At 64.3% G+C, this 23,827-nt stretch carries 17 protein-coding genes; 6 read left to right on the top strand and 11 right to left on the bottom strand.

From position 1 onward, the window contains the following. Nucleotide 1 precedes the first annotated feature (1 nt). From BN1124_RS01785 to BN1124_RS01795, 3 genes are all read right to left on the bottom strand, one after another. Nucleotides 2–1,012 carry a Gfo/Idh/MocA family protein gene (locus BN1124_RS01785; RefSeq protein ID WP_042638507.1) on the bottom strand — a complete coding sequence of 337 codons (1,011 nt, stop codon included), beginning with the start codon at nt 1,010–1,012 and terminating at the stop codon, nt 2–4. 38 nt (nt 1,013–1,050) lie between these two features. Beyond that, a complete protein-coding gene (gene nfo / locus BN1124_RS01790; protein WP_042638509.1) occupies nt 1,051–1,896 on the bottom strand; it encodes a deoxyribonuclease IV in 846 nt (281 codons plus the stop codon). A 126-nt stretch (nt 1,897–2,022) separates the two neighbouring features. Next, nucleotides 2,023–4,044, bottom strand: coding sequence for a glycoside hydrolase family 3 protein (locus BN1124_RS01795; RefSeq protein WP_042638511.1), 2,022 nt, complete (start codon nt 4,042–4,044; stop codon nt 2,023–2,025). A 228-nt stretch (nt 4,045–4,272) separates the two neighbouring features. Here BN1124_RS01795 and BN1124_RS01800 point away from each other — a divergent pair, with 228 nt between their 5' ends. Next, nucleotides 4,273–5,283, top strand: coding sequence for a helix-turn-helix transcriptional regulator (locus BN1124_RS01800; RefSeq protein WP_042638514.1), 1,011 nt, complete (start codon nt 4,273–4,275; stop codon nt 5,281–5,283). On the opposite strand, the gene BN1124_RS01805 is transcribed toward BN1124_RS01800, so the two are convergent. Continuing rightward, nucleotides 5,263–6,186, bottom strand: a complete 924-nt coding sequence (locus tag BN1124_RS01805) for a LysR family transcriptional regulator (RefSeq protein WP_042638515.1) — start codon at nt 6,184–6,186, stop codon at nt 5,263–5,265. The two genes, BN1124_RS01800 and BN1124_RS01805, sit on opposite strands and share 21 nt — an antisense overlap. Nucleotides 6,187–6,311: 125 nt before the next feature. Here BN1124_RS01805 and BN1124_RS01810 point away from each other — a divergent pair, with 125 nt between their 5' ends. Continuing rightward, on the top strand, nt 6,312–7,070 hold the full coding sequence (locus BN1124_RS01810) for an SDR family NAD(P)-dependent oxidoreductase (protein ID WP_042638517.1): 759 nt from the start codon (nt 6,312–6,314) through the stop codon (nt 7,068–7,070). A 111-nt stretch (nt 7,071–7,181) separates the two neighbouring features. Here BN1124_RS01810 and BN1124_RS01815 read toward each other — a convergent pair whose 3' ends face one another. After that, nucleotides 7,182–8,615 (bottom strand): glycoside hydrolase family 1 protein, encoded by a 1,434-nt coding sequence (locus tag BN1124_RS01815; RefSeq protein WP_042638519.1) that lies wholly within the window; start codon nt 8,613–8,615, stop codon nt 7,182–7,184. 186 nt (nt 8,616–8,801) lie between these two features. On the opposite strand from BN1124_RS01815, the gene BN1124_RS01820 reads away from it, so the two are divergent. Both BN1124_RS01820 and BN1124_RS01825 read left to right on the top strand, forming a co-directional pair. Next, nucleotides 8,802–9,683, top strand: a complete 882-nt coding sequence (locus BN1124_RS01820) for a LysR family transcriptional regulator (RefSeq protein WP_042638521.1) — start codon at nt 8,802–8,804, stop codon at nt 9,681–9,683. Nucleotides 9,684–9,877: 194 nt separating this feature from the next. Then, nucleotides 9,878–11,458, top strand: coding sequence for a sensor domain-containing diguanylate cyclase (locus BN1124_RS01825; RefSeq protein ID WP_042638523.1), 1,581 nt, complete (start codon nt 9,878–9,880; stop codon nt 11,456–11,458). A 29-nt stretch (nt 11,459–11,487) separates the two neighbouring features. On the opposite strand, the gene BN1124_RS01830 is transcribed toward BN1124_RS01825, so the two are convergent. The 3 genes from BN1124_RS01830 to fdhD form a co-directional block, all read right to left on the bottom strand. Next, nucleotides 11,488–12,717, bottom strand: a complete 1,230-nt coding sequence (locus tag BN1124_RS01830; protein ID WP_231553581.1) for a BamA/TamA family outer membrane protein — start codon at nt 12,715–12,717, stop codon at nt 11,488–11,490. Between the two features lie 172 nt (nt 12,718–12,889). Further along, nucleotides 12,890–15,187: an FdhF/YdeP family oxidoreductase gene (locus BN1124_RS01835; protein ID WP_042638525.1), complete on the bottom strand. Its 2,298-nt coding sequence runs from the start codon at nt 15,185–15,187 to the stop codon at nt 12,890–12,892. Continuing rightward, nucleotides 15,171–15,956 (bottom strand): formate dehydrogenase accessory sulfurtransferase FdhD, encoded by a 786-nt coding sequence (gene fdhD, locus BN1124_RS01840; RefSeq protein WP_042638527.1) that lies wholly within the window; start codon nt 15,954–15,956, stop codon nt 15,171–15,173. Before fdhD ends, BN1124_RS01835 begins: the two co-directional genes overlap by 17 nt. 161 nt (nt 15,957–16,117) lie before the next feature. Here fdhD and BN1124_RS01845 point away from each other — a divergent pair, with 161 nt between their 5' ends. Then, complete coding sequence (locus BN1124_RS01845) at nt 16,118–16,987, top strand: LysR family transcriptional regulator (RefSeq protein WP_042638529.1); 870 nt, start codon at nt 16,118–16,120, stop codon at nt 16,985–16,987. Nucleotides 16,988–17,098: 111 nt separating this feature from the next. Here the strand turns inward: BN1124_RS01845 and BN1124_RS01850 are convergent, their stop codons facing one another. Both BN1124_RS01850 and BN1124_RS01855 read right to left on the bottom strand, forming a co-directional pair. Next, a complete protein-coding gene (locus tag BN1124_RS01850) occupies nt 17,099–20,533 on the bottom strand; it encodes an ImpA family metalloprotease (RefSeq protein ID WP_042638531.1) in 3,435 nt (1,144 codons plus the stop codon). Between the two features lie 209 nt (nt 20,534–20,742). Continuing rightward, entirely contained in the window at nt 20,743–21,591 is an 849-nt protein-coding gene (locus BN1124_RS01855) for a type 1 glutamine amidotransferase domain-containing protein (protein WP_042638532.1), read from the bottom strand. Nucleotides 21,592–21,714: 123 nt separating this feature from the next. Here BN1124_RS01855 and BN1124_RS01860 point away from each other — a divergent pair, with 123 nt between their 5' ends. After that, entirely contained in the window at nt 21,715–22,632 is a 918-nt protein-coding gene (locus BN1124_RS01860; protein ID WP_052445573.1) for a LysR family transcriptional regulator, read from the top strand. A 113-nt stretch (nt 22,633–22,745) separates the two neighbouring features. On the opposite strand, the gene BN1124_RS01865 is transcribed toward BN1124_RS01860, so the two are convergent. Next, complete coding sequence (locus tag BN1124_RS01865) at nt 22,746–23,774, bottom strand: MBL fold metallo-hydrolase (protein ID WP_042638536.1); 1,029 nt, start codon at nt 23,772–23,774, stop codon at nt 22,746–22,748. Nucleotides 23,775–23,827 lie beyond the last annotated feature (53 nt).

The following is a 23,827-nucleotide window of genomic DNA, read 5'->3' on the forward strand; positions in this document are numbered from 1 at the left end:
ATCACATCTCTCTATCGTGAGCCGATGCCAGCCCAGCCTCGACCCAGCCCAGTACCCGGCGCGTCAGGGCCTGGGGCACCCAGGGGGAGTCCAGCAGCCCCTCGGCAACGCAGCGGGCGAAGTGATCCGCCTCGTGCTGCATGCCGCCCCCCTCCACCGGCAGCACTATGTCGCCTGGCCAGGCGGCAAGGGGCTCGCCCGCGAGCCAGCGCACCGCTTGCGGATTCCACCACTTGCCCTCGATGACCAGCTCCCAGCGCTCGTTCCCCTCACCGCCGCTCAGGTAGGCGGCCTTGTCGAGGTCCTCGATGATGGAGGCGCCGAGCTCGGCGCAAAGCGGCCCGCCAAAGGCAAAGTGCGCCACCAGATCCACCTCGCCGGGGGCCCGCAGCAAACTGACCTCGGGCTCCCCGGCGGCCAATCCCAACCGCTCACAGAAAGCGGCATAGAGCCAGAGCGGATAGACCCCCACATCCCAGGCGGCGCCCCCATCCAGAGCCGGATCGAACAGCTTGCCCTCCCGGGGCGGCGCCGAGCCGAAGGCGGCGCGCAGGGAGTGCAAGGCGGGTAGCGCGGGCAAGCGTTGCAGCAATTCGCGCATGGCGGGGAAGCACATCACCTTCATGGCTTCCTGCAGCAAGAGACCGCGCTCGCGGGCGAGCGCTGTCAGGGCATCCCAGTCCTTAAGCTTGGTCACCGCCGGTTTCTCCACCAGCACGTGCTTGCCTGCCAGCAACATCAGTTTGATCAGCTCGGCATGCTCGGGGTGGATCACCGCCACGTAGACGGCGTCCACCTCGGGGCTCGCCGCCAGCGCCTGATAGCTGCCAAAGGCCAGCGGCAGGCCTTGCTCATCGGCAAAGTCCTGCGCCCGCCCCTGATCACGGGCGGCGATCGCCAGTACCCGTCCGGCACGGCCGTGCTGGTTCACGTCGTGGCAGAAACGACGGGCTATGGCCCCCGCCCCGGCGATCCCCCAGCGCAGGGTTACCGGCATCTCCTGTGGTTGCATCTTTTTCTCCCTTGCATTGCCAAGCAACAGCGTCTTCCCTAGCCCTTGGCCAGGCTGCGCAGCCAGTTGATCTCGTCGCCCCAGATGGACTCGTCTATGGTCTCGAGGATCAGCGGAATGCCGTCGAAGCGCGCGTCGTTCATGATGTGGTGGAACACCGCCTCACCGAGGTTGCCCTCGCGCAGGCTGTGGTGGCGATCGACCCGGCTACCGAAGGTACACTTGGCGCCGTTGATATGCATCCCCTTGAGGTACTCGAAACCCACGATGCGATCGAACTCGGCAAAGACGGCGGCGCAGCTCTCGGGAGTGCGCAGATCGTAGCCGGCGGCAAACGCATGACAGGTGTCGAAACAGACGCCGACCCGGCTCTTGTCTTCCACCCCCTCAATGAGGGTCGCCAGGTGCTCGAACGACCAGCCGAGGTTGGTGCCCTGGCCGGCGGTGTTCTCGATGATGGCGCTCACCCCTTCACTGCGCTCCAGCGCCCAGTTGATGGACTCGCTCACGAGCTTGAGGCTGGCAGCTTCCGGGATCTGCTTGAGGTGGCTGCCGGGGTGGAAGTTCAGGTAACAGAGGCCGAGCTGCTCGCAGCGCTTGATCTCGTCCAGAAACGCATCCCGGGACTTGGCCAGGGCATCGGGATCGGGATGACCCAGGTTGATGAGGTAGCTGTCGTGGGGCAGGATCTGCTCGGGGCGAAAGCCTGCCTTGTCGCAGGCCTGCTTGAAGGCGCGGATGCTGGCGTCCGACAGGGGCGCCGCCTGCCACTGGCGCTGGTTCTTGGTGAACAGGGCGAAGGCGTTGGCCCCGATAGCCTGGGCGCGGGCGATGCAGTTCTCCACCCCGCCGGCCGCACTGACGTGGGCACCGATAAATTTCATAGGATCTCCTCTGTGGGTCGCCATTATGCCCAAGCCTGCCCCTAGCGCCAAACCGGTATCCTCGATGACCCCCATAGAAAAGGCGCCCGCAGGCGCCTTGTTCATCATCTCGTGATCTTGGGAGACTCAATACGCCAGACCTGCGCCATAGGCATAGAGGGGGTTGACCGAGTCGCTCGCCACGTCCGAGGCCTGGTTCAGCACCGCCTGCCAGTTGGAGGGCAGCTCGAAGGGCAGCTTGCCACGGGCCTTGGCCTTGCCGCTGATGACATCGAACAGCGCCTGATCCAGGGCCCCGAAGTTGGCAAGCAGCACCTTGGCGGCCGGGGCCACCTCGGTCAGAATGGCCGGTCTGTCCAGATAGACCGACAGCACCAGGGGCACCCCTGCCTGCTCTATGGCCTGGATGGCCGCCAAGTCGTCGCCGCCATGATAGACCCCCTCGTGGGCCGTCTCCTGCACCAGCTGATCGCTGCTGGCAAAGCCGAGCTGACCGAAGTGGATGCTGCCAAACGGGAAGCGGGGATCCTGCTCGCCCGGCGCGTTGGCCCGCGCGATGGCGAGATCCGCCTCTGCCAGGTTTGTCACCACGGTATAACCGTTGGCCGTTGCCACCTCGGCATTGACGTTATAGAGGTAGACCCGCTTGCCCTCGGCCTTGAGGGGCAGCAATGCGCCCTCATTCTTGAGCAGGACGTGGGACGCCGCCTGGGCAGCCTGAGCCTCCTGCTGGAACTCGGCCTTGCCCACCAGGGCAACTGCCGCCTGAGCGTCCACATAGGGGTTCTCAAACAGCCCCAGCTCGAATTTCTGCTCGAGGATCCGCTCGGCCGACGAGGTAATGGCCGCTTCCGTCACCAGGCCGCTCTGCACCGCCGCCAGCAGGGGCGCCGGATCCTCCACCCCGCCAAACTGATCCACCCCGGCGGCGATGGACTTGGCGTAACGTTCGGCCTTGGTCAGCTTCTCCACTCCCCATGACATGCCAAAGGGCACAGTCCAGGGGCTGACGCCGGCATCCAGCTGCGCTTGGCTCAGCCCCTCCTCGCAGCGGGTATCGCAGTCATTGATGATGCCCCAGTCGCTCAGCACCACGCCGTCGAACTTGAAGTGGCCTCGCAGCAGATCGGTGATGATCTGGCGGTTGAAACCAAAGCCCACCTCCTCGATGGCCTGACCCTCGTAGGTCAGCCCCTCCGGCAGGGCGTAGTAAGGCATGACGGCCCCCACCTTGGCCTCGAAGGCGCCCTCGAACGGTACCAGATGGTAGGCGAACTGACCCCCCGGATAGACCTGCTCCTTGCCCCAGGGGTTGTGGGCATCCAGCCCGTCCTTCTGGGGACCGGCCCCGGCGAAGTGCTTGACGACGGTGACGACGCTCTCCTTGCCGATGCCCTTGTCCCCCTGCTGGAAGCCCTCGATGTAGGCCTTGACCAGGGACTTGGCGAGCTGGTTGTTCTCGCCGAAGGTGCCGTTGATGCGGCCCCAGCGCGGCTCGGTCGCGAGATCCGCCTGGGGGGAGAGCGCCTCGTGGATGCCGACGGCGCGGTACTCCTGGCGGGCGATGTCGCCGAAGCGCTGCACCAGGGCGGCGTCGCCGATGGCGGCCAGCCCCAGAGTCTCGGGCCATTGGGAGAAGGCGCCGGCGCCTATGCTGGTGGCGTTGGGATCATGGGTGAAGTGGTTGCGGGGATCCGTGCTGACGGTCATGGGAATGCCGAGCCCCACCCCTTCCAGCAGCGCCTGCAGCCGGTTGTTGTCCTCGGCGATGGCCGCCGGATCGCCGGCCATGCGGGTGATGTAGGTGTTGACCCCGTCTTGTTGCAGCATCTTCGCCATGGCGTCGAGGTTGACCCGCCCATCCCCGTCCAGCACCAGGGTGCCGTGCATCATCAGGCCGGCCTTCTGGGCAAGGGAGAGTCTGCCCACCAGATCCTGCGCCCGCTCGGCGGCGCCGAGGCGCCAGTCTTCATAGGGGGTCAGGGTGCCGCCGCCGTCCAGATCCTTGAACTGCAAGCCGTCCTGCTCGAGCAGGCTGACGGTGCGGTGACCCAGGCTGGGCTGGGTCGGTTTGGAGGCGGAGTCGTTGTCATTGCAACCCGCCAGCAGCAGGGCGCCTATGGTCATGGCGAGACGATGGTATTTCATTATTGTGGTCTTCCTTGTGTGTAGGTCAGGCCACTCTATGCAAAATCGACCGCCCCAACTTGTCCGCCGGGTGCAGGAAATTGCCGGTTGGGAGCAGTGTTCAAAACTGTGAAAAGGCTTGCAGGGTTACCCTTGGTTACATAAATGAAACAATTATCCGTGCCTGGCTCACGGCAATTTCTACCGACTGGCAGATGATGGTGGACCACCGTCGACAAGGATTTCGCCGTGAAAACTGTCTCAAACCGGATAGCCCTGCACTGCATCACCCACTGGCAGCAGCAGGGACGGGACCCAAGCCAGCTGCTGCTCAGTGCCGGCATCGCCCGGGAGGAGCTGCAACTGCCCCAGGGACGGATCGATGCCCAGCGCCACTTTCGGCTGCTGGCCCAGGTCGCCCCCCATGCGGACATGAGCCACAGCTGGTCGCCCCCCTCCCTCACCGGCCTGTTTGCGGACTTTCTGCCGCTGGCGAGCCTGTGCTGCAACGCCGCCAGCTGGCGCCAGGCGCTGCACTATTTCCTCTCCTTTCGCCCGCTCATCGGCGAGTGCGACCGGATCACTCTGCAGGAGGAGGATGGCTGGGCCCGGCTCAGCTATTACTCGGAGTCCGATCACCCGGACGTGGTTGCCCTCAGCAGCCTGGCCAACCTCTGCCACCTCTATGCCCTGCTCCAGTTTTATCACCCGGGCCAGGGCCAGCTGGTGCTACCCACCCCGGTGCGCCCCAGGCTGTGGCGCGAGCTGGCCGCCTGGCTCGAAGGGCGGCTGCAACTCGGCGATGGCTATCAGCTGCGCTTCCCCGCCGCCCTGCTCGATCAGGCCTACGAGGGGTACAACGGCCCCTTGCAGCCCCTGCTGCTGGGGGAGCTCGACAGTCAGATGAGCCTGCTGCGTCCCCGCCTCCACTATCGGGACAAGGTGATGGGGCTGATCCGGCAGCAGCTGTGGCAGGGGAGCGCCGATCCGCGCGCCCTGCTGGCCGGGATCTGCGACGCCCTCGGGCTGACCCGCTGGACCCTCAATCGCCACCTGCGCGAGGAGGGTTGCCACTTCTCGGCCCTGCTGGAGCTGGTGAGACGGGAAGAGGCCTGCCGGCTGTTGCAGGACTCCAGCCTGCAGTTGCAGGAGGTGGGCGGTCGGCTCGGTTTCGCCAGCCAGAGCAGCTTCACCCGCTTCTTCAAGGGGGCCTTCGCCCAGTCCCCCAGCCAGTACCGCTCAAGGCGCAGCCGCGTCTGACTCGGCGGCCAGGGCCGTCTCGAGCAACTCTGCCAGCCAGCGGATGAACAGCTGCACCCTGGGGGCCAACTGGCGACGATGGGCATAGAGGGCGTGAATGGGCAGCGGCGGCGCCTGCCAGCGGGGCAAGATGGTCACCAGCTCGCCGCTGTCCAGCAGCGGCTCCACCCCGACCCGCGGCATCTGGATGATGCCAAGCCCCGCCCGCGCCGCCGCGAGGTAGGATTCGCTGTCGTTGACCGTGAGCGCCCCCGCCATGGGCAACAGGGCGCGGCTGCCATCCTCGGCCAGATACTCGAAACCGGGCTCGCTGCGCCCCAGCCCGGAGCCGTAGTGCACCAACCGGTGACGGCTCAGATCCGCCAGGCTTTGGGGCACCCCGTGAGCGGCCAGGTAGCCGGCGCTCGCGCAGTTGATCTGGCGATACTGGCCGAGGGGACGCGCCACCAGGCTGGAGGACTCCAGCGCCCCGACCCGCACCACGCAATCGAAACCCTCGCGCACCAGATCGACCCGCCTGTCCGTGCTGCTCAGCATCAGCTGCAACTCCGGATGGGCCGCCAGCAGGGCGGGCAGCGCCGGGATCACCAAGTGGCGCGCCATCCGGCTCGGCATGTCCACCCGCAGTTGCCCCGAGATCTGCCCCTCCTGGCGAAACAGGCCGCCGAACTCCTCCATGTCCGCCAGCAGATCCCGGCAGCGGGCGTAACAGAGCTGACCGTCCGTGGTCAGCTGCACCCGCCTCGTGGTGCGCTGCAGCAGGCGGGTGCCCATTCGCTCCTCCAGCCGGCGGATGGCGGCGGAGAGGGTCGCCTTGGGGATCCCGAGCTGCTCGGCGCTGCGGCTGAAGCTCTCGAGTTCAGCGACCCGCATGAAGAGCCGCATCTCATCCAGTTGATCCATGGGCTATTATCCTTTCAAACGGAACAGTGCATTCATTATCACCATCTTTATCCCGCATGAAAGCACCAATAGAGTGAAGAGGTAAGTTCAACACACCCCCTTCATCCCCAGACAGGAGTCACACCATGACCAGATCCATCGCCCTCATCACCGGTGCCAGCCGCGGCCTCGGCAAACACGCGGCCCTGGCCCTCGCCGCCAAGGGGGTCGATCTCATCATCACCTACCGCAGCCAGGCCGACGAGGCCGCCGCCGTGGTGGCCGAGGCGCGTGCCCTCGGGGTACAGGCCCACGCCCTGGCGCTGGAGGTGGGCGAGAGCGCCGGCTTCCCGGCCTTCGCAGAGGAAGTACGCCAACTGCTCGTCCGGGAGTGGCAACGCACCCAGTTCAACTTCCTGGTCAACAACGCCGGCATCGGCATCCACGCCAGCTTCGAGCAGACCACGGAGCAGCAGTTCGATACCCTGCTCAACATCCACCTCAAGGGGACCTTCTTCCTGACCCAGAAGCTGTTGCCGCTCATCGCCGATGGCGGGCGCATCCTCAACCTCTCCACCGGCCTCACCCGCTTCGCCCTGCCGGGTTACGCCGCCTACGCCGCCATGAAGGGGGGTATCGAGGTGCTGAGCCACTATCTGGCCAAAGAGCTGGGCCCGCGCGGCATCGCGGTCAACGTGCTGGCCCCCGGCGCCATCGAGACCGACTTTGGCGGCGGCGCCGTGCGTGACAATCCGGCCCTCAACGATTTCGTGGCGAGCCAGACGGCCCTTGGCCGAGTCGGCCAGCCCGACGACATCGGCGGCGTCATCGCCGCCCTGCTCTCCCCGGACAGCCGCTGGATCAACGCCCAGCGCATCGAGGCCTCCGGCGGCATGTTTATCTAGGCCTCTTTCGCCGCAATCCCCCAGTTCCAGCAGCAACACAAACAACAAAAGGCCCCCGAGGGGGCCTTTTGACATGGTGGCAAGGGGAACACCTCCCCGCTCACGCGAGCCTTATAGCGTCTTGCCGCCGGAGGCGATGACGCTCTTGTACCAGTGGAAGCTCTCCTTCTTGATGCGGCGCAGCGATCCGCCCTGCTCGTCCCGCTCCACATAGACGAAGCCGTAGCGCTTCTGGTAACCGTTGAGCCAGCTCAGGATGTCGGTGAAGGACCAGGCGCAGTAGCCGAGCAGCTCGACCCCGTCCTGCAGCGCCTCCTGGCAGGCCTTCAGGTGGCTCTGCAGATAGGCGATGCGGTAGTCGTCGTGCACCCGGCCGTCCGCGGTCAGCTTGTCAAACTCGCCGAGGCCGTTTTCGGTGATCATCAGCGGCAGGCCGTAGCGGGACGAGAGGCGACGCAGGGCGATGCGCATCCCGGTGGGATCGATGGCCCAGTCCCAGTTGCTGGTCTCGAGGTGCGGGTTCGGGGTGGTCTTGTAGAGACCCGGCACGCCGCTGGACGGCGTGGTGCCCTTCTGGCCCGTGGTATTGATACGCTGCATGGTCTGACCGCCGATCGGGTTGTCGGTGAAGGTCAGGGTGTAGTAGTAGTTGACCCCGATGTAATCCGGCGTCCCCTCCCGCAAGAGTTCCAGATCCCCCGGCAGGATCTCGGGGGCCTCACCGGTTCCCCTCAGATAGGCGAGCGCCGCCTGGGGGTAGCGACCGAAGCAGTAGGCATCCAGCCACCAGAGGTTGGTGAACTCCTCGGCATTCTCATAGGCCAGCATGTCGCTCGGGGCGCAGGATGCCGGATAAGCGGGGGAATAGGCGAAGCTCGGACCGATGAGCCCCCCCGGCACGTGCTGGCGGAACGCCTTGATGACCCGGGCGTTGGCCAGAAACGCGATGTGGTTGGCGGCGAAGAAACGCTTGCGGTCCTGCACTGCGGGCGGATGAGTCCCCAACTGATAGGCGTTGGTCAGGTTATAGTTTTGCTCATTGAGCGATACCCAGTATTTTACCTTGCCGGCGAAGCGCTGATACAGGGTCACGCAGTAGTGCTCGAAGTCGTCGATGATGCGCCTGTCTTCCCAGCCGCCGAACTCCTCTTGCAGCGCCTGGGGCAGGTCCCAGTGGTAGAGGGTCAGCACCGGCTCGATGCCGTGGGCCAGCAGGCTGTCGATGAGCCGCTCGTAGAAGGCCAGACCCGCCTCGTTCACCTCACCGCGACCGGTGGGGAAGATGCGCGGCCAGCTCACCGAGAAGCGATAGGCCTTGAGCCCCATCTCGGCCATCAGCGCCACGTCTTCCTCCACCCGGTGATAGTGATCCACCGCCACGTCACCGTTGCTGCCCTGGAAGGTCTTGCCCGGCAGCTTGGTGAAGACGTCCCACACCGAGGGGCCCTTGCCATCGTCCTGCCAGGCCCCTTCCACCTGATAGGCGGCGGAGGCGGCGCCCCACAGAAAATCGCTGGGGAAGTCTTTGATCTTGGGATGATGCATCTGGCTTGTCTCCTTCTGCTTGCGATGGCGCTGGCCACCTCGAATGAACGGGTGCCGATCACATGGGCGCCCCGAATGAATTGGCATAAGCATCGAACAGTTCTAAAATTCCGTCCAATGACAATTTTGGCCATTCAAAATTCCTATCGGGAATGATGGGCACGCATGAAGTGAGAAGGAGACGGGATGGAGCTAAGAGATCTGAAGGCCTTCGTGACCCTGGGGGAGGTGCTGCACTTCGGTCAGGCGGCGGCGCGCCAGCACATCACCCAGTCCGCTTTGAGCAAGCAGATAAGGCGGCTGGAGGCGGAATGGGGCGGCGAGCTGTTTGAGCGCAACGCCAGCAGCACCCGGCTCACCCTGCTCGGGCGCGCACTCTATGCCGACGCCAGCGCCCTGGTGGCCCAGAGCGAGCAGCTCGGGCGCAGTGCCCGGGACGTGCTGGCGGGCAACGGCGGCACCCTGCGCATCGGCTTCGGGGTCGCCACCAAGCTGCTGGTGCCCGCGGCCATCGCCCGTCTGCGGGCCGCGCGCCCGGGAGTGCGCATCGAGCTCAACGATCTCTCCACCCATCACCAGTTGCTGGCGCTCGCCGAGGGCAGGCTGGATCTGGGGTTTTGCCGCCTGCCCGCCCCCAAGGGCTGGCACTGCCTGCCGGTGGTGCGCGCCCATTTCATCGCCGTGCTGCCCGCCAGCTACGCCGGGGTGAAGGGGCTTGGGGATCTGGTGGACAGGCCGCTGGCCATACTGCGCCGGGACAAGGCCCCCTCCTTTCACGATCAGTTCGTCCACTACCTGGCCCAGAGCGGGCTGCGGTTTCGTGACATCCAGTATGTGAACGACTTCGCCGCCGGCATCGCCACCGCCGCCGCGGACATCGCCTGGACCCTGGTGCCCTCCTCCACCACCATAGAGCACCCGGATGTGATCTCCCTGCCCCTCACCGAGCCCGAGGCGAGCTGGACCATAGGCCTCATCCGTCCACCCGGCGATGACAACCCCCTCACCCAGGCCTTCTGGCAGACGGTGGATGAATTGAAGGATCCCGCGCCTGATGGGGCCTTATGACGGGGTCCATGGCGCTGGTGCAGCCACTGTTTCCACCAGCCAAAGGCTGCCGTAGCAGGAAGGTTTGCGAACCGATTTGGCCGGCACTTGACCCGATTTGCGGTAGCTTTTGAACCCTTAACCCCAGTAGAATTATCCACTGCCTCTGGCGTCAAGGTATCAACTGACGCCGACCTACAAGGAATGTTCGCCTCATGCAACCTCGCTGGCTGCCGAAGTTCGATCTGCATCGCCTCATCCTGGCCCTGGCCGTCCTCGGCGTCCTCGCCACCTTCGGCAACAGTTTCTACGCCGTCTATCAGGCTCAGAGACAGTTGCTGATCGCCAACACCCTGGAGTCCAACCGGGTTTATGCCGCCAAGCTGGCGGCCTCCACCGACAGCATGATCGCCTCGGCCCAGGGCCAGCTCGCCTACAGCGCCACCTTGCTGGCGCCGCTGCTGTCTGCCAAAGATGATCGGGGGATGGAGCAGGAGGTCAACCGCCTGCGCCTGCAGACCAGCACCTTCAACTCCGTGGTCATCGTCAACGACGACGCCACCATAGTCGCCGTCTCCCCCGAGACGCTGCAGGTCAAGGGCGCCAAGCTCAGTTCCCAGAGCGTCCTCGACGCCATCGCGAGCAAGAAGCCGCTGATCACCGATCCTTTCGTCTCCCTCTCCGGCAACTACCTCATCAGCCTCTCCTACCCGGTGTTCGCGGCCGACCAGCGCTACCTCGGCTACGTGGCCGGCACCATCTATCTGCAGTCCACCAGCGTGCTCTCCAGCTTGCTCGGCCAGCACTACTACCAGGACGGTTCCTATCTTTACGTGGTCGATCGGGCCAAGACCCTGATCTACCACCCGGATCCCAAGCGGATCGGCCACAGGATCGAGGGCAATGCCGCGGTCGATGAGGTGCTGGCGGGGGACAACGGGGCACTCGACGTGCTCAACTCGCGGGGCGTCGAGATGCTGGCGGGCTTCGCGCCGGTCGCCAGCGCAGGCTGGGGCATAGTGGCCCAGCGTCCCCGCAGCGCGACCCTGGCGGGGCTCGACAAGCAGATGTCCGGCGTGCTGATGCAGATGGTGCCCACCACCCTCTTCATCCTCTTCATCATCTGGCTCTCGGCCACCTTCATCTCCCGGCCCCTGCGCCAGCTCGCCAAGCGGGCCAGCCTGATGGATCAGCAGGGCGCCATCTCCAACATCTCCGGCATCCGCGCCTGGTACTTCGAGGCCGCCCAGTTGAAACAGGCCATCCTCAAGGGGCTGGGCCTGCTCAACACCAAGATCGACAAGCTGCACAACGACAGCCACACCGACCCCATGACGGGCCTGCTCAACCGGCGAGCGATGCAACAGTCTCTCGATGAGTACCTGCTGCAACCCAAGCCCCTTAGCGTCATCGCCCTCGACATCGATCACTTCAAGCAGATCAACGACAACTTCGGCCACGATGTCGGGGATGAGGTGATCGTCGCCCTGGCGCAGCTGATGCAACAGGACGTAAGGCCGGATGGCGCCCTGTGTCGCAGCGGCGGCGAAGAGTTCCTGCTGCTGCTGCCCAATGTCACCCTGGCGCAGGCCGCGCTCATCGCCGAGCGGTTGCGTCTGAAGGTGGCGAGCCATGAGATGGCGACGGCGGGACGGATCACCATCTCCCTCGGGGTCGCCCACTGGCCCGGCCATGAGCAGAGCGCGCTTGCGACCGTGCTCAAGCAGGCGGATGAGTCGCTCTATGAGGCCAAGCGCCAGGGTCGAAATCGCGTGGTGGTGACAGAGGCGGATTGAAATGCGGCCCCATCAGGGGCCGCGTTATATCAGAAGCTGTAACCCATCTTCAGGTAGATGCCGGAGTTGTTGTCCTTGCCCATGGCGTACTCGAGGTTGGCCACTATGCCCTCCTCGGGCTTGAGCAGGTACTGCACGCCCGCCCCCCAGGCCGGGTAGACGTTGTCGCTGTCGCCGCAATCGAGAGACTCCCCGTTCACCGCGTCACCGTAGAGGCAAGCCACCCCGGCGAAGGCGGTCAGGGTCCAGCGTTCGGCCAGCTTGTAGCGCTCCTCCACTTCCACCGCCGACATGTGCTGGGCCAGGTATTCCCCCGGGGTGTAGCCACGCAGATAGATGGGGGAATAGGAGCCGCTCGGCGCGTCGTTGGAGAACTGGTTGCGGTTTCGCCAGGCCAGCACATGCCCGTCGCCGTGGCTCCAGTAGCCGCGATAATCCACCCGATAGATGTCGAAGTCCTGCTCCCCGCCCAGCTCTTCCCGATAGGCCAGGTTGTTGACGTTCAGGTACCAGCCCTTGGTCGCGCTGAAGTCGCTGTCGCGGGAGTCATGTTGCACCACCAGCCCCAGGCCGCCGGAGGTGAAGCCCGCCAGCCCCAGTTCGTCGAGGATAAGCTCAGACTGGGCATCCTGGCCCTTTATCTCGTAGTTGGAGTAGGCCGCCATGCCGCCGACGAACCAGTCCCCTTCCACCCGATAGAGATAGCGGAAGAAGGCCGAGTTGAAGTTGTCGTTGGTCTCGAGGGCGTGGCCGGAGCCCAGGTAATTCTCGTAGTCGTTGTTGATGTCACCCGAGATCACGCCACCGACGATGCGGTGGTGATCCGCCCCGAAGGAGGTCTTGGCAAACACGCTGGCGATCAGGGATTCCGAGGTGGTGTACTTGGCCGAGACGGTGAACAGCGACGGGCGCGACTTCTCATCGAACTGGTGCAGATAGCCCACCATCATGCCTGCCGCCGTGTCCAGCTTGGGGCTGGAGCTGAGCAGGGGCACAAACAGCCAGGGTGAACGCGCGGCCTTCTTCTCCGTCGGATTGCTCTCCTTGCCATCCTGGCTGGCCTCTGTCGTCTCCTCGCCACCAGTAGGGATAGCTGCGTACAGGGGGAAGGCGGCCAGCGTCAGTGCCAGGCCGGTCAGGAGGGGTAAGGTTGAGTTGAGCATCTTGGCGGTCCACACGGGATCGCGTCGGCGAACCGGCGGCGCCGGGGCGCCCGGCTCGGCAGGCGCGGTCCATTTCAGGTTATCGGCCGAGGGCATCTGTCGCCTGCGGCCGGAAAAGGGCGCCAAGGATATCGGCATACTCAGCCCCCTTCTACCTAAAGCTGGTTAGCCATACAGCCCGCCTACAGCTTCGCTGACAGATTGGCTCAGATGAGGATTATCCATAGAAAAACCCCTGCCTGGGCAGGGGTCTGGAGGGACTGAAAGCTTACAGATTGACGGCGAGGCTGGTCACCGGCGCCCGGGTCGCTGTCACCAGCACGGGCACCGACTTGGAGGTCGGGGTGAAGGATCCCTCCCCTACGCTGTCGATGGCGACCAGGGGGTTGGTCTCCGGGTAATAGGCCGCGATGTTGCCCCGCGGGATCTCGTAGAAGATCACGCTAAAGCCGCTGACCATTCGCTCGCGGCCGTCGTTGCAGATGGCTGCCATGTCCACCTGCTGCTCCTCGGCGAAGCCCAGCCTCTTGGCGTCCTCCTCGTTCATAAACACCACGTTGCGCCGTCCCTTGATGCCGCGATAGCGATCGTCCATGCCGTAGATGGTGGTGTTGTACTGATCGTGGGAGCGCAGGCTCTGCAGCAGCAGCACAGGCTCGCCCACCATCTGCTCGGCGTGGCTGGTGCACTCCGGCAGTATGGAATCCGGCAATCGGCTGGCCCTGAACTCGGCGCGCCCGCTCTGGGTGTTGAAGCGCAGCTTGGCCGCCCCGTTTTCCAGGTGGAAGCCGCAGGGCTCCTCGATGCGGCGATTGAAGTCCTCAAAGCCCGCGATGGTTTCGGCGATGAGATCCCGCAACTTGGCGTAATCGTCCCGCAGGGCCAGCCAGTCGACCCGCTCGCTGCCCAACGTGGCCTCGGCCATGCGCGCCACTATGTCTATCTCGGACAGGCAGAGCGGAGAAACTGGCTCGTTCATGCCGGTGGAGGCATGCACCATGCTGAAGGTATCTTCCACCGTGATCTTCTGGATGCCGGCGCGCTGCACATCGAGCTCGGTGCGGCCGAGGCAGGGCAGGATCAGCGCATCCTTTGACACCATCAGATGGCTGCGGTTGAGCTTGGTGCTGATCTGCACGTTGAGCTCGCTGTTGCGCAGCGCCTCGTAGGTGAAGTCGGTGTCCGGCGCGGCGGCGGCCAGGTTGCCGCCGAGGCAGACGATCATCTTGCTCCTGCTGGCGTGCAACGCCTTGAGCGCCTCATAGACGTTGTGACCCGGCGTGCGCTTGAGCCCCACCGGGAAGCGGCGCTCCAGCCGGTCGATGAAGGCGGCATTGGGTTTCTCGTTGATCCCCATGGTGCGGTTGCCCTGCACATTGCTGTGGCCACGCACCGGGCACAGCCCCGCCCCCGGCTTGCCGAGCTGGCCGCACATCAGGTGCAGGTTGACGATTTCGCGGATGGTATCGACCGAGTGCTTGTGCTGGGTGATCCCCATGGCCCAGCAGCTGATCACGCTGCTGCTGCGCACGAAGATCTGCGCCGCCTGGGTGATCTCGTCACGACTCAACCCTGACTGGGCCTCGATCTGCGACCAATCGGTTGCCTTCACCTCGGCCACATACTGATCAAACCGGGTCGTGTGCCGGGCGACGAAGGCGAGATCGATGCGCTCCTCCTCCTCTTCCAGCAGGTACTTGGCCATGCCGCGCACCGCCGCCATGTCGCCGCCCAGCTTGGGGGTGAGGTACTGATGGCTGATGCGGGTGGCGGCCGGGGTCAACAGCTCAGCCGGGCTCTGGGGGCTGGCGAAGCGCTCGAGGGCCACCTCTTTCAAGTTGTTGAAGGTGACTATCTGGCAACCCTGGCGCGCCGCCTTGCGCAGGGCGTTCATCATGCGCGGGTGGTTGGTGCCCGGGTTCTGGCCGAACACGAAGATCGCCTTGGCCTCGTCAAAGTCCTCCAGCACCACTGTGCCCTTGCCCACGCCGACGGACTGGATAAGGCCGACACCGCTCGCCTCGTGGCACATGTTGGAGCAGTCGGGGAAGTTGTTGGTGCCATAGAGGCGGCCGAACAGCTGATAGAGGTAGGAGGCCTCGTTGCTGGCGCGCCCCGAGGTATAGAACTCCACCTCGTCCGGGCTGGCGAGACTCCTGAGCTTGTCCGCGATGATCCCGAAGGCCTGATCCCAGCTTACCGGCTCGTAGTGATCGTTTGCCGGGTTGTAGCGCATCGGCTCGGTCAGCCGGCCCTGATATTCGAGCCAGTAATCGCTCTGGCTAGAGAGGCGGCGCACCGAGTGTTCGGCGAAAAAGTCCGCCCCCACCGTCTTGCCGGTCGACTCCCAGGCCACCGCCTTGGCGCCATTCTCGCAGAACTGGAAGGCCCCCTGCTTGTTGTCACCCCAGGCGCAGCCCGGGCAGTCGAAGCCGTCGCTCTGGTTGACCCGCAGCAGGTTCTTGATGTTCTGGCGGGTCTTCTGGCTGCGCAGCACCTGCTTGAAGGTGGACTGCAGGGAGGAAAATCCGCCGGCCTTGGCCGGTTTCTCAATATGGCTGGACATTGCGTTCTCCGATCTGGTCTGAGGTGCCGGCATGGGAATAGTAAACCGGGGCATCAAACCTGGGCACATGGATGAGGTTCAGGTGGTATTTTTGGGCCAGTCGCACCGCGAGCTGGCTGGGGGATGCGAGGCTGATGAGGTGCGCCGCACCAAATTGCACCGCCTTGTGAATGAGTTCGCTGCCACAGCGGCTGGTGATGGCCAGGGTGGTGCAGCGCCTGGGTTGACGCAGTTGCATGCCGATGAGTTTATCCAACGCATTGTGACGGCCGATGTCTTCCCGGCAGGCCAGGATCTCGCCGCTTTCATCCAGCGCCAGCGCCGCATGGAGCGCCCCGCTCAGGCGCGCCTTGCGCTGCCAGGGGGCGATCCGCTCGCGCAGGTTGAGCAGGCTGTCGGCCTTGGGAGGTCGCTGGGGAGACAGAGGCGTCAAGGCAGGCAAGGCGTGCTCGATGGCCTCGACCCCGCAGATGCCGCAGCCGGTGGCGCCGGTGAGGCGGCGCTTGCGCTGGTTCAGCACGGCGAGGCAGCGATTGGCGATGGTAACATCAAGCACGAAGCCGTATTCCGAGGGGGTGATCTGGATGTCGTGCACGTCGTGGTTGCCTTGAATGATGCCCTCACCAAACAGAAAACCGATGGCGAAGTCATCGAGATCGTCGGGGGTGGTCATCATGACGGCGTGGTTGATGCCGTTGATGTTGATGGAGACGGCCACTTCTTCCACCAGCTCATCCAACCTGGGCAACCGCGAATTGAGAGGAACCATGCGAGGCGCTTATAAAATGTATTCGGGCCTCAAGTTTAGATAACTCGGGTAACCAAAACCAATGAAACAAATCTATTCGTCGATAGACGACTTCTATTGCAACCGGCGAGTCGATTGATTAAGTTTGTCAGCCCCCGTTGGCTGCCTTTCCCCTGTCTTCTATGAATATCAAACAGTTGCAGTATTTTTATGAGCTGGCGCAGCACCGTCACTTCGCCAAGGCCGCCAAGGCCTGCTTCATCACCCAGCCGACCCTCTCCGCCAGCATCACGGCGCTGGAGAAGTCCCTCGGCACCGAGCTGGTGGTGCGCAACAGCCAGTTCGTGTCGCTGACCCAGGCGGGCGAAGTGGTGCTGCGCCATGCCGAGCGCATGCTGCTCGAGCAGGATTCGATGCGCCAGGAGCTGAGCCTGTTCGGGGGCCAACTGTCCGGCGCCCTGCGCATCGGCATAGTGCCGCAGTCGAGTGTCGACATCATGCCGCTGTTCAAGCGCTTCAATGATGCCTTTCCCAACGTCATGCTGCGCCTGTCGGTGATGACCCACGCCGCCCTACTCGCGCAGCTGGACTTGCACCAGCTAGACATTGGCCTCGGCTTCGACGAGCTGCTCACCGACCACCAGCGCCGCTCCCTCGCGCTGCACTTCTCTCACCCCAACGCCATGGCGGTGCTGGGCACGGGGCCGCAGACTGGCGAGCCACTGCGACTGGCGGATCTACAGCCCCTGCCCCTGATCCTGCCGAGCAAGACCATGCAGTTTCGCCACCACTTCGACGAGGCCGTCGCCCGCCAGCAACTGAGCCTGAGGGTCGTGCTCGAGACCGACTCCCTGTTCCACCTGGTCAACGCGGTGCGCCATGGTCTGGGCACCGCCGTGGTCAGCGCCGGCATCGCGGCCACCGCCCACCAACTGTTCAGGGTGCCCTGCCAGCCCCTCACCGACGTGACGGCCGGCACCACCGCCTTCATCACCCGCAAGCACAGCGTCACCCCGGCCATGAAGGCCTTTCTCGGCCTGCTGAAGGAGTGAGTCACCCCTTGATGCAGGCTACCAGGTTCAACGCGAGTACCGCCCGCCTTCTGCGGCCGACAAGCCTGCGCTGGCCAATAAAAAAACGCCCCTGAGGGCGTTTTTTCTTTATCAGGGAATGGGACAGCTGGCCGGTGAGCCATGGTTGCGAGGCCAGAGGGTGCTGCCATCCGTCTCGGAGAGGGGCAGGAATGTCAGCCCCTCGCTCATGGTGACGGGCGGGAGATCGTCCTCCAGCACGTACATCCCCATGGGCAGGACGCCGGAGGGCTGGTTCGCCTCCACCTGAGCGGCTGCAAGCGTCGAGTAGCGCAGACCCAGCAGATCGAAGTGGCTGCGCCAGTCCAGGCCGGTGAGCCTGCCGAGGGCGACCAGCATGAAGTCGTTGCCCGGTATATCTCGCACCCGCTTGCCGCCATAGACGGCATGTCCCTGGAAGGGGAAGAGGCCAAAGCCGAGTCTGTCCCTGTTGGCACGCCAGTCGCTCTCGTTGTCTGCAACGGCGCCGAAGATCCGTGAATACTGGTAAAGCAGGGTGAAGATATTGAAGCCGTTGCTCAGACGGGTGCCGTCCGCCAGTGTCATGCCGTGGGCGCGCAGCGCCATCTGGATATAGAACGCCATACGATAGCCGTTGTGAACCGCATAGGCATTGCTCTGCCAGGGCGCCTCGTAGCGGCTCTCCCCCGCATCCAGCACCTTGCAATTGGCCCCCAGCACCACCCGGTTGCCGCTCTTGTCCTTCACCCCGGCTGCGTCGGACATGAAGGCGTAGAACAGATCCTTGTGATTCATGTGACCATCTTTGATGGGCGCCTGGTTGCCATCGCGCAGATAGTGGGCCTGCCACTTCACCACATAGGGGAAGATGTTGTTGGAGTTCTCCCCCGCCCGGCTGCCGTAGCCACTCCAGTTGTCGGCATCGCTGGCGGCGGCATAGTGCACATTCAGGCGCTGGGTTTGCAGGTTGTGTCCCAGCTCGTGATTGTCCAACCAACCGGTCGGGCTGATGCTGCCGGAAGAGTCCCAGGGGTTGCCGCTGCAGCCGACCCCGCAATGGGCATTCTGGTCGTAGTTGGCATGCTGGATGATGGTGCGGGTATGCAGCGACTCATCGAGACACTGATCCCCCAGCAGCGCGACACAGGCATTCCTGACCTCGGCGGGCAGCGACTCCTCCAGGCGCTTGCCCTGGATCTTGAAGCCCGCCAGGGTGTAGACACTGTTGATGTGATCCCGGGAGATGCTCTCCAACAGGGCATCGGTGTCGGCAATGGCGCCCCCGATGGCCCCGGTGAAGCGATCCCGACGCAGATGCTGCTCGGCGCCATCGGCCCTGAGATCGACATGAGGCAGCTCGGTCTGCTCCAGCCGCTCGTTGAAGTCCCGGATCTGCTGCTCATCACTGAAGTCCAGGATGGCCGGATGGCGAGTCACACCGGTGGCATTCACCTCCACTTGCAGCGCCCCGGCTCCCCCCTCCAGATAGAGGTAAATAGGCCCCCCATAGGGCGAGGTGAAGCTGACGCTGCCGCCCTTGTTCAGAGAAAGCCGCCCGCTGGCCAGCTCCAGCGGCGCCCGATAGACCTTCTGCTCATAGGCCCTGTTGGTGTTGGGTCTGTGGTAATTGAGCCGAACGGTAGCGGAAACATCCGCAGTATCCGTGCGACTCAGCGTGATACGCTGCCCCGGCAGGGCATACCAGCCCGTCGAGGTCCACTGCCCGGAATAGGGCACCGAGATGCGGCGGCTGTCGCTGATGACGGCGGGATAGGCATAATGGGCCTGATCTCCCTTGAACACCTGGCTGCGATCGACGACGTACTCCCCCAGATCGGGCTGGGCCGGGTTGCGAACACGGGCATAGCTTACCAGCCAGTCGGCAAACATCGCCCGCTGCCAGGCCTGATGCTCATCCCAGGCGATGGGGTAATCGATGGCGGCGCGGTATTTGTCGGCCAGCAGCAGGCTGGCCGGCAACAGCGCCAAACCGTCGCGGGCGAAGGGACTGCTCCCCGCCTTGTCCAGGGTGATGGCGGCATTTCTGAGCCAGTCGGCGCCGTTCTTGAACTGCACATTGAACTCATCAACGCCACCGCAATTGAGGAAGTTGCCGCCGCAGGCGTCCAGCCACTGGGTGCTGAAATGCCCCTCCTTGAGGTTGCTCAGCAGCCTATCGACCGCCATCAGCTGAGGATCGGGCGCCATGATGGTGCTCGCCGCCAGATTGCTGGCCTTGAGCTTCGACCAGTAGTTGCCCCAGGTCACCAGCCCCATCTCCAGATAGAGGGGCGCCAGCAATGGGCTCGCCTCTCGCCGGTAGTTGGAGAGCAGCAGCGGGATCCCGGCGGCCTTCGCCTTGGTGATGGCCTGGGCTATGCCTTGATATCCGAGCCCCTGGCGATCGAGATCGCTTATCACGATGAGATCCGGCGTCATGCGGTCGATGCAGGCGCCGAGGGCCTGATAATCGCATTCATCGGCCTGGTTGATGCTGTGCGCGTCCGGATACATGGCCTTGAGCCAGTCCCGGATCCCCTCGTTATGGGGGAAATACCAGCTGTCGGCGCGGCTCGGCACCTGGGCAGTCAGGATGCGAAGCCCATCGTCATCATTATCCCTTCCTCGGGTCAGCCAACCGATCAGCCCCTTGAGCAGCGCCTCGCTCTGGGGCGTGCGATCCACAGCAAACAGGTTCGCCCCCATGGCAGCCCGGCGATAGTCGTTTTGCTCGGAGACCATCACCAGGCCGCGGATCTCGCTCTCCCCCTTGCCATTGATGTTGGAGGGGAGCAGGGTCACGGTACTCTCGGGCTGAAAGCTGGAGAAGGTGATGGAGTCGTGGCTCGGGTTCCAGCTGATGGCACCCAAACCCTGATAGAGGGTGCGAACCAGCTCGGTGCGACGCGCCTCGCTGTCGGCGATGGCGCCACGGGCATGGGCGATCAGCTCCACATCGCTGGCGAGGGCGTGATCCTCGCGGGCAATGGCATGGGCGGCATGCTTGATGAAGCGGGCCGACACCTGGCAATCGGCGCCCATGGGGCCCGTGATGTAGTCGTGACCCTGCAAGGTGCCTTCACAGCCCTCTATGTGTTCCAGCACGAAGCCGGCGTCGGGCGCTACGGTGAAACTTCCCCGCTCACCGGCGCTCAGGCGCAGGCTGGCCGGGCTCAGCAGCCCGCCCTGGCTGCTCTGGGTGCTGGCCTCGAAATAGACGGGGGCCGTCTCCTGGCTGAAACTCGCCGAGATCTGGCAATCCCCGCGCATGGGGCCCGTGGTATAGGTGAGGCCGTCCAGCGTCCCCTCACAACCCGCAATCTGCGCCAACACATAGCCTGCGTCGGGCGCTACGGTGAAACTGCCCTGCTCACCCGCGCTCAGGCGCAGGCTGGCCGGGCTCAACTGCCCACCCTGGGTGCTCTGGGTGGATGCCTCGAAATACTCTGTTGTCGTGGGGGGAATGGCATCGTCTTTCCCGCCCTCTCCACCACCGCATCCGTTCATGGCAAGGGCCAGCAAGGGTGTGAGAATCACTCTTCTCATCTTCTATCCTCCTCTCTACCAGGCTGTTTGGGGCGGGCAGTGTAGGGGGCGTGATGCGTAATTTCAACCCTGAACGAATCCCATATTAGGCTCTGACTGACCGGGGTCTCCTTCCCTCGCCTGGCGGCACCTCATCCCCTCAGGACGACCGACCCCTCAAGAGAGAATGGCAGCCCCTTCCATCGCGGTCCGGGCTGCGCACATACCGTTCAGTTCGCCCCGGCGCGCTTATCCAGGGCCGAGACGAAGGCGTTCGCCAGTGCATGGTCGGAGAAGGGGTTCTGGCCGGTGATCAGCTCACGATCGATGACGACCTTCGGCGTCCATTCGGCGGCAAACTGCATCTGACCACCGGCTTGAGCCATCGCCCTGGCCGGGTAGTAGCGCAGTTTCCCCCCCTTGAGCGAGCCTTCAAACGCCGCTTCCTCCGCATCGGAGAAGATGGTCATCCTGTAACCGGCGTAGATCCAGTGGCTGGCGCTGGCCGCTTGACCCGCCACCAGCCGCTGCTCGAAGCCCGCCGGGTTGTCTTGCGCCGCCAGCAGCGCGATGGGGCCGTGGCAGATCGCCGCCGTGGGCTTGCCTTCAGAGTGAAAGTGCCTGAGCAAGGTGCCGACCTCGGGATCCTTGGCCAGATCGATGAGGGGCGCATGGCCACCCGGAATGAACAGACCAGCATAACGATCTGGCCCCGCCTGCAAGACCTCCCCGAGGGACTTGACCCTGTCGGCCTCAATCACTCCCTCGACCAGAGACGCGATATGCCGCATCTGTGTCGCCTCCCCTCCAAAATACTGGGGGTCGATGGATCCCTTGTCGGGCCTAGGCTGATTGCCCTTCGGCGTCACCACTGTCAGGGCATAGCCCGCGTCCAGCAGCGCCTTGGCAGGCACCCCCAGCTCGTTGAGATAGAAGCCGGAGTCGAAGTGCTTGCCGCCTTTGAGCGGCAGCTCGGTCTCGCTCGAGAGCAGAATAAGGACTTCCCCCTTGGGCGCCGCCTGGGCGACCGCCGCCGTCATCAGGAGCGACGCCAATACGGTGTTGATAAGCTTCTTCATCTTGCACTTCCTCTGGTTAAACAGGCGGAGACCCATAGCGCCGCCTTGGTTGAGGAATTTACTCATTCACTTGACGTGGATAAACTGACACTAATGAACTTGTTTATTTACACGAGAGAACAGATGGCCCACGCATTCGAACCCGTCCAGCTCGGCAGCATAGAGCTCTTCTGCAAGGCGGCGGAGCTGGGCAGTTTCACTTCGGCGGCGGAGGCGCTGGGGGTGACACCGGCCTCGGTGAGTCGCTCCATCAAGCGGCTCGAGACCCGGCTCGGGGTGCGGCTCTTCAACCGCACGACCCGCAACGTGAGGCTCACCCCGGACGGGGAGCTCTACCAAGAGCAGTGCCAGCAGGCGCTGGATCAGATTGCCGAAGCCGAGCGGGCCATCACCGGCCAGCAGCGCTACCCGAAGGGTCTGCTACGCATCAGCGTGGGGACCGTCTATGCCCACCACCGCCTCGTCCCCCTGCTGCCCGGTTTCATGGAGGCCTACCCGGATGTCGAGGTGGAGCTCAATGTGTCGAACAGAAATATCGACTTCGTGGAGGATGGCTACGATCTGGCCATTCGTCTGGGGGAGCCACGGGACTCGTCGCTCATCGCCCGCAAGCTGGAGGACGCCAGCGTCGGGGTATTCTGCTCCCCAGCCTATGCGAAACGCCGCCCCCCTCCCCAGTCATTGGCCGCGCTGCAGCAGCACGATCTGATCCAGTTCATCGCCCCCAGCTCAGGGCGCCCCTTCCCCTGGATCTTTCGAGACGAGGGTGGAGAGTCGCGGGACCTCAGCCTCAGCAGCCGCCAGCGAGTGCTGGAGGACGTGCTGGCTGGCCTGGGGTGGGCGGTGGCCGGGGGAGGATTGTTTCAGATCTACCATTTCGTGGCGGCAGACGCGCTCGCACAGGGCAGGCTGATCGAAGTCATGCAGCCCTTCGGAGGGCGCTCACGCCCCTTCTATGTGCTCTATCCGCAGAACCGGCACCTGTCTGCCAGGGTACGCGCCTTCGTGGATTACCTGTTGGCGGCGGCGCGACCGGGCTAAATCTACGAGAACCCGCCGGCCAACGGGCTCCATCATTCAGCCTCAGAGAGGGGCATAGGGGCCACGAGACAGATGGAGCGGCCCCGTCTGCCATTACCGGTGCCCGGCGCCCGTCAATCCCGCCACCAGGCACTGCCCCCATGGGGCGCCAGCAAGCTCAGGGGTTCTCCCATCAGGGGCGTGGTCAACGCTATGTTCTGCTCCTTAGCCAGGCGGCTGATCTGCTCGAGAGGCTCATCCCAACGGTGCATGGAAAGATCGAAGGTACCGTTGTGGACAGGGTACAGCCACTTGCCCCGCAGATCGTGAAACGCCTGCGCCGTCTGCGCCGGGAACATATGCACATAGGCCCAACGCTGGTTGTAGGCCCCGGTCTCGAGGAAGGTCATGTCGAAGGGGCCATAGCGTTTGCCGATCTCCTTGAAGCCATCGAAATAGCCGCTGTCGCCGCTGAAGAAGAGGTTGAAGCCCTCGCCGCGAATGACCCAGGAGGCCCACAGGGTCTGATTGCCGTCCCCAAGGCCGCGGCCGGAGAAGTGCTGGGCCGGGGTCGCGACCAGCTCGATGCCATCTAGGGTCATGTGCTGCCACCAGTCCAGCTCCCTGACCTTGTTGGTCGGTACTCCCCAGGCGATAAGCCGCGCCCCCACCCCGAGCGGGACGATGAAGTGCCCGACCCTCTCTTGCAGCGCCAGGATGGCGGCATGGTCCAGATGATCGTAATGGTCGTGGGAGAGGATCACCGCCTCGATGGGTGGCAACGCCTCGAGGGCAATGGGTGGCGCGTGCCAGCGCTTGGGGCCGACCCACTGCACCGGCGAGGCGCGCTCGCTGAACACGGGATCGGTCAGCCAGAACTTGCCGTGCAGCTTGAGCAGCAGGCTGGAATGTCCCAGCCGCCACACGCTGTTGTCGGGGGCCGCCAATAACCCCGCCAGGCTCATCTCTTGCACCGGAATGGCGCGATCCGGCACCGTATCGGCCGGCTTGCCGAAGAGAAAGTCCCGCCAGAGCCCGACCCCTTCCCAGAAACCCCGCGCAGGGGGCGCCACCGGGTTGCTGAACTGGCCACCGCGGTATTGCGGCGACTCCCCGTGCTCGGGCAGGCCCGGTTTCAGTACATACGAGATAATGCCGGCCATCAGGCCTCCCATGAGCAGTAACAGACAGTGCCGGCCCCGGCGTGGCGGGGTCT

This window comes from Aeromonas eucrenophila, assembly GCF_000819865.1.
Classification (GTDB): domain Bacteria; phylum Pseudomonadota; class Gammaproteobacteria; order Enterobacterales; family Aeromonadaceae; genus Aeromonas; species Aeromonas eucrenophila.

What these genes read in the sequence shown, in the direction of transcription:
- BN1124_RS01845 (WP_042638529.1), top strand. Translation starts at nt 16,118, where the DNA reads ATGAATATCAAACAGTTGCAGTATTTTTATGAGCTGGCGCAGCACCGT.
- BN1124_RS01805 (WP_042638515.1), bottom strand. Translation starts at nt 6,186, where the DNA reads ATGGATCAACTGGATGAGATGCGGCTCTTCATGCGGGTCGCTGAACTC.
- BN1124_RS01820 (WP_042638521.1), top strand. Translation starts at nt 8,802, where the DNA reads ATGGAGCTAAGAGATCTGAAGGCCTTCGTGACCCTGGGGGAGGTGCTG.
- BN1124_RS01865 (WP_042638536.1), bottom strand. Translation starts at nt 23,774, where the DNA reads ATGGCCGGCATTATCTCGTATGTACTGAAACCGGGCCTGCCCGAGCAC.
- BN1124_RS01830 (WP_231553581.1), bottom strand. Translation starts at nt 12,717, where the DNA reads ATGCCCTCGGCCGATAACCTGAAATGGACCGCGCCTGCCGAGCCGGGC.
- BN1124_RS01825 (WP_042638523.1), top strand. Translation starts at nt 9,878, where the DNA reads ATGCAACCTCGCTGGCTGCCGAAGTTCGATCTGCATCGCCTCATCCTG.
- BN1124_RS01815 (WP_042638519.1), bottom strand. Translation starts at nt 8,615, where the DNA reads ATGCATCATCCCAAGATCAAAGACTTCCCCAGCGATTTTCTGTGGGGC.
- nfo (WP_042638509.1), bottom strand. Translation starts at nt 1,896, where the DNA reads ATGAAATTTATCGGTGCCCACGTCAGTGCGGCCGGCGGGGTGGAGAAC.
- BN1124_RS01795 (WP_042638511.1), bottom strand. Translation starts at nt 4,044, where the DNA reads ATGAAATACCATCGTCTCGCCATGACCATAGGCGCCCTGCTGCTGGCG.
- BN1124_RS01850 (WP_042638531.1), bottom strand. Translation starts at nt 20,533, where the DNA reads ATGAGAAGAGTGATTCTCACACCCTTGCTGGCCCTTGCCATGAACGGA.
- BN1124_RS01785 (WP_042638507.1), bottom strand. Translation starts at nt 1,012, where the DNA reads ATGCAACCACAGGAGATGCCGGTAACCCTGCGCTGGGGGATCGCCGGG.
- fdhD (WP_042638527.1), bottom strand. Translation starts at nt 15,956, where the DNA reads ATGGTTCCTCTCAATTCGCGGTTGCCCAGGTTGGATGAGCTGGTGGAA.
- BN1124_RS01860 (WP_052445573.1), top strand. Translation starts at nt 21,715, where the DNA reads ATGGCCCACGCATTCGAACCCGTCCAGCTCGGCAGCATAGAGCTCTTC.
- BN1124_RS01835 (WP_042638525.1), bottom strand. Translation starts at nt 15,187, where the DNA reads ATGTCCAGCCATATTGAGAAACCGGCCAAGGCCGGCGGATTTTCCTCC.
- BN1124_RS01855 (WP_042638532.1), bottom strand. Translation starts at nt 21,591, where the DNA reads ATGAAGAAGCTTATCAACACCGTATTGGCGTCGCTCCTGATGACGGCG.
- BN1124_RS01810 (WP_042638517.1), top strand. Translation starts at nt 6,312, where the DNA reads ATGACCAGATCCATCGCCCTCATCACCGGTGCCAGCCGCGGCCTCGGC.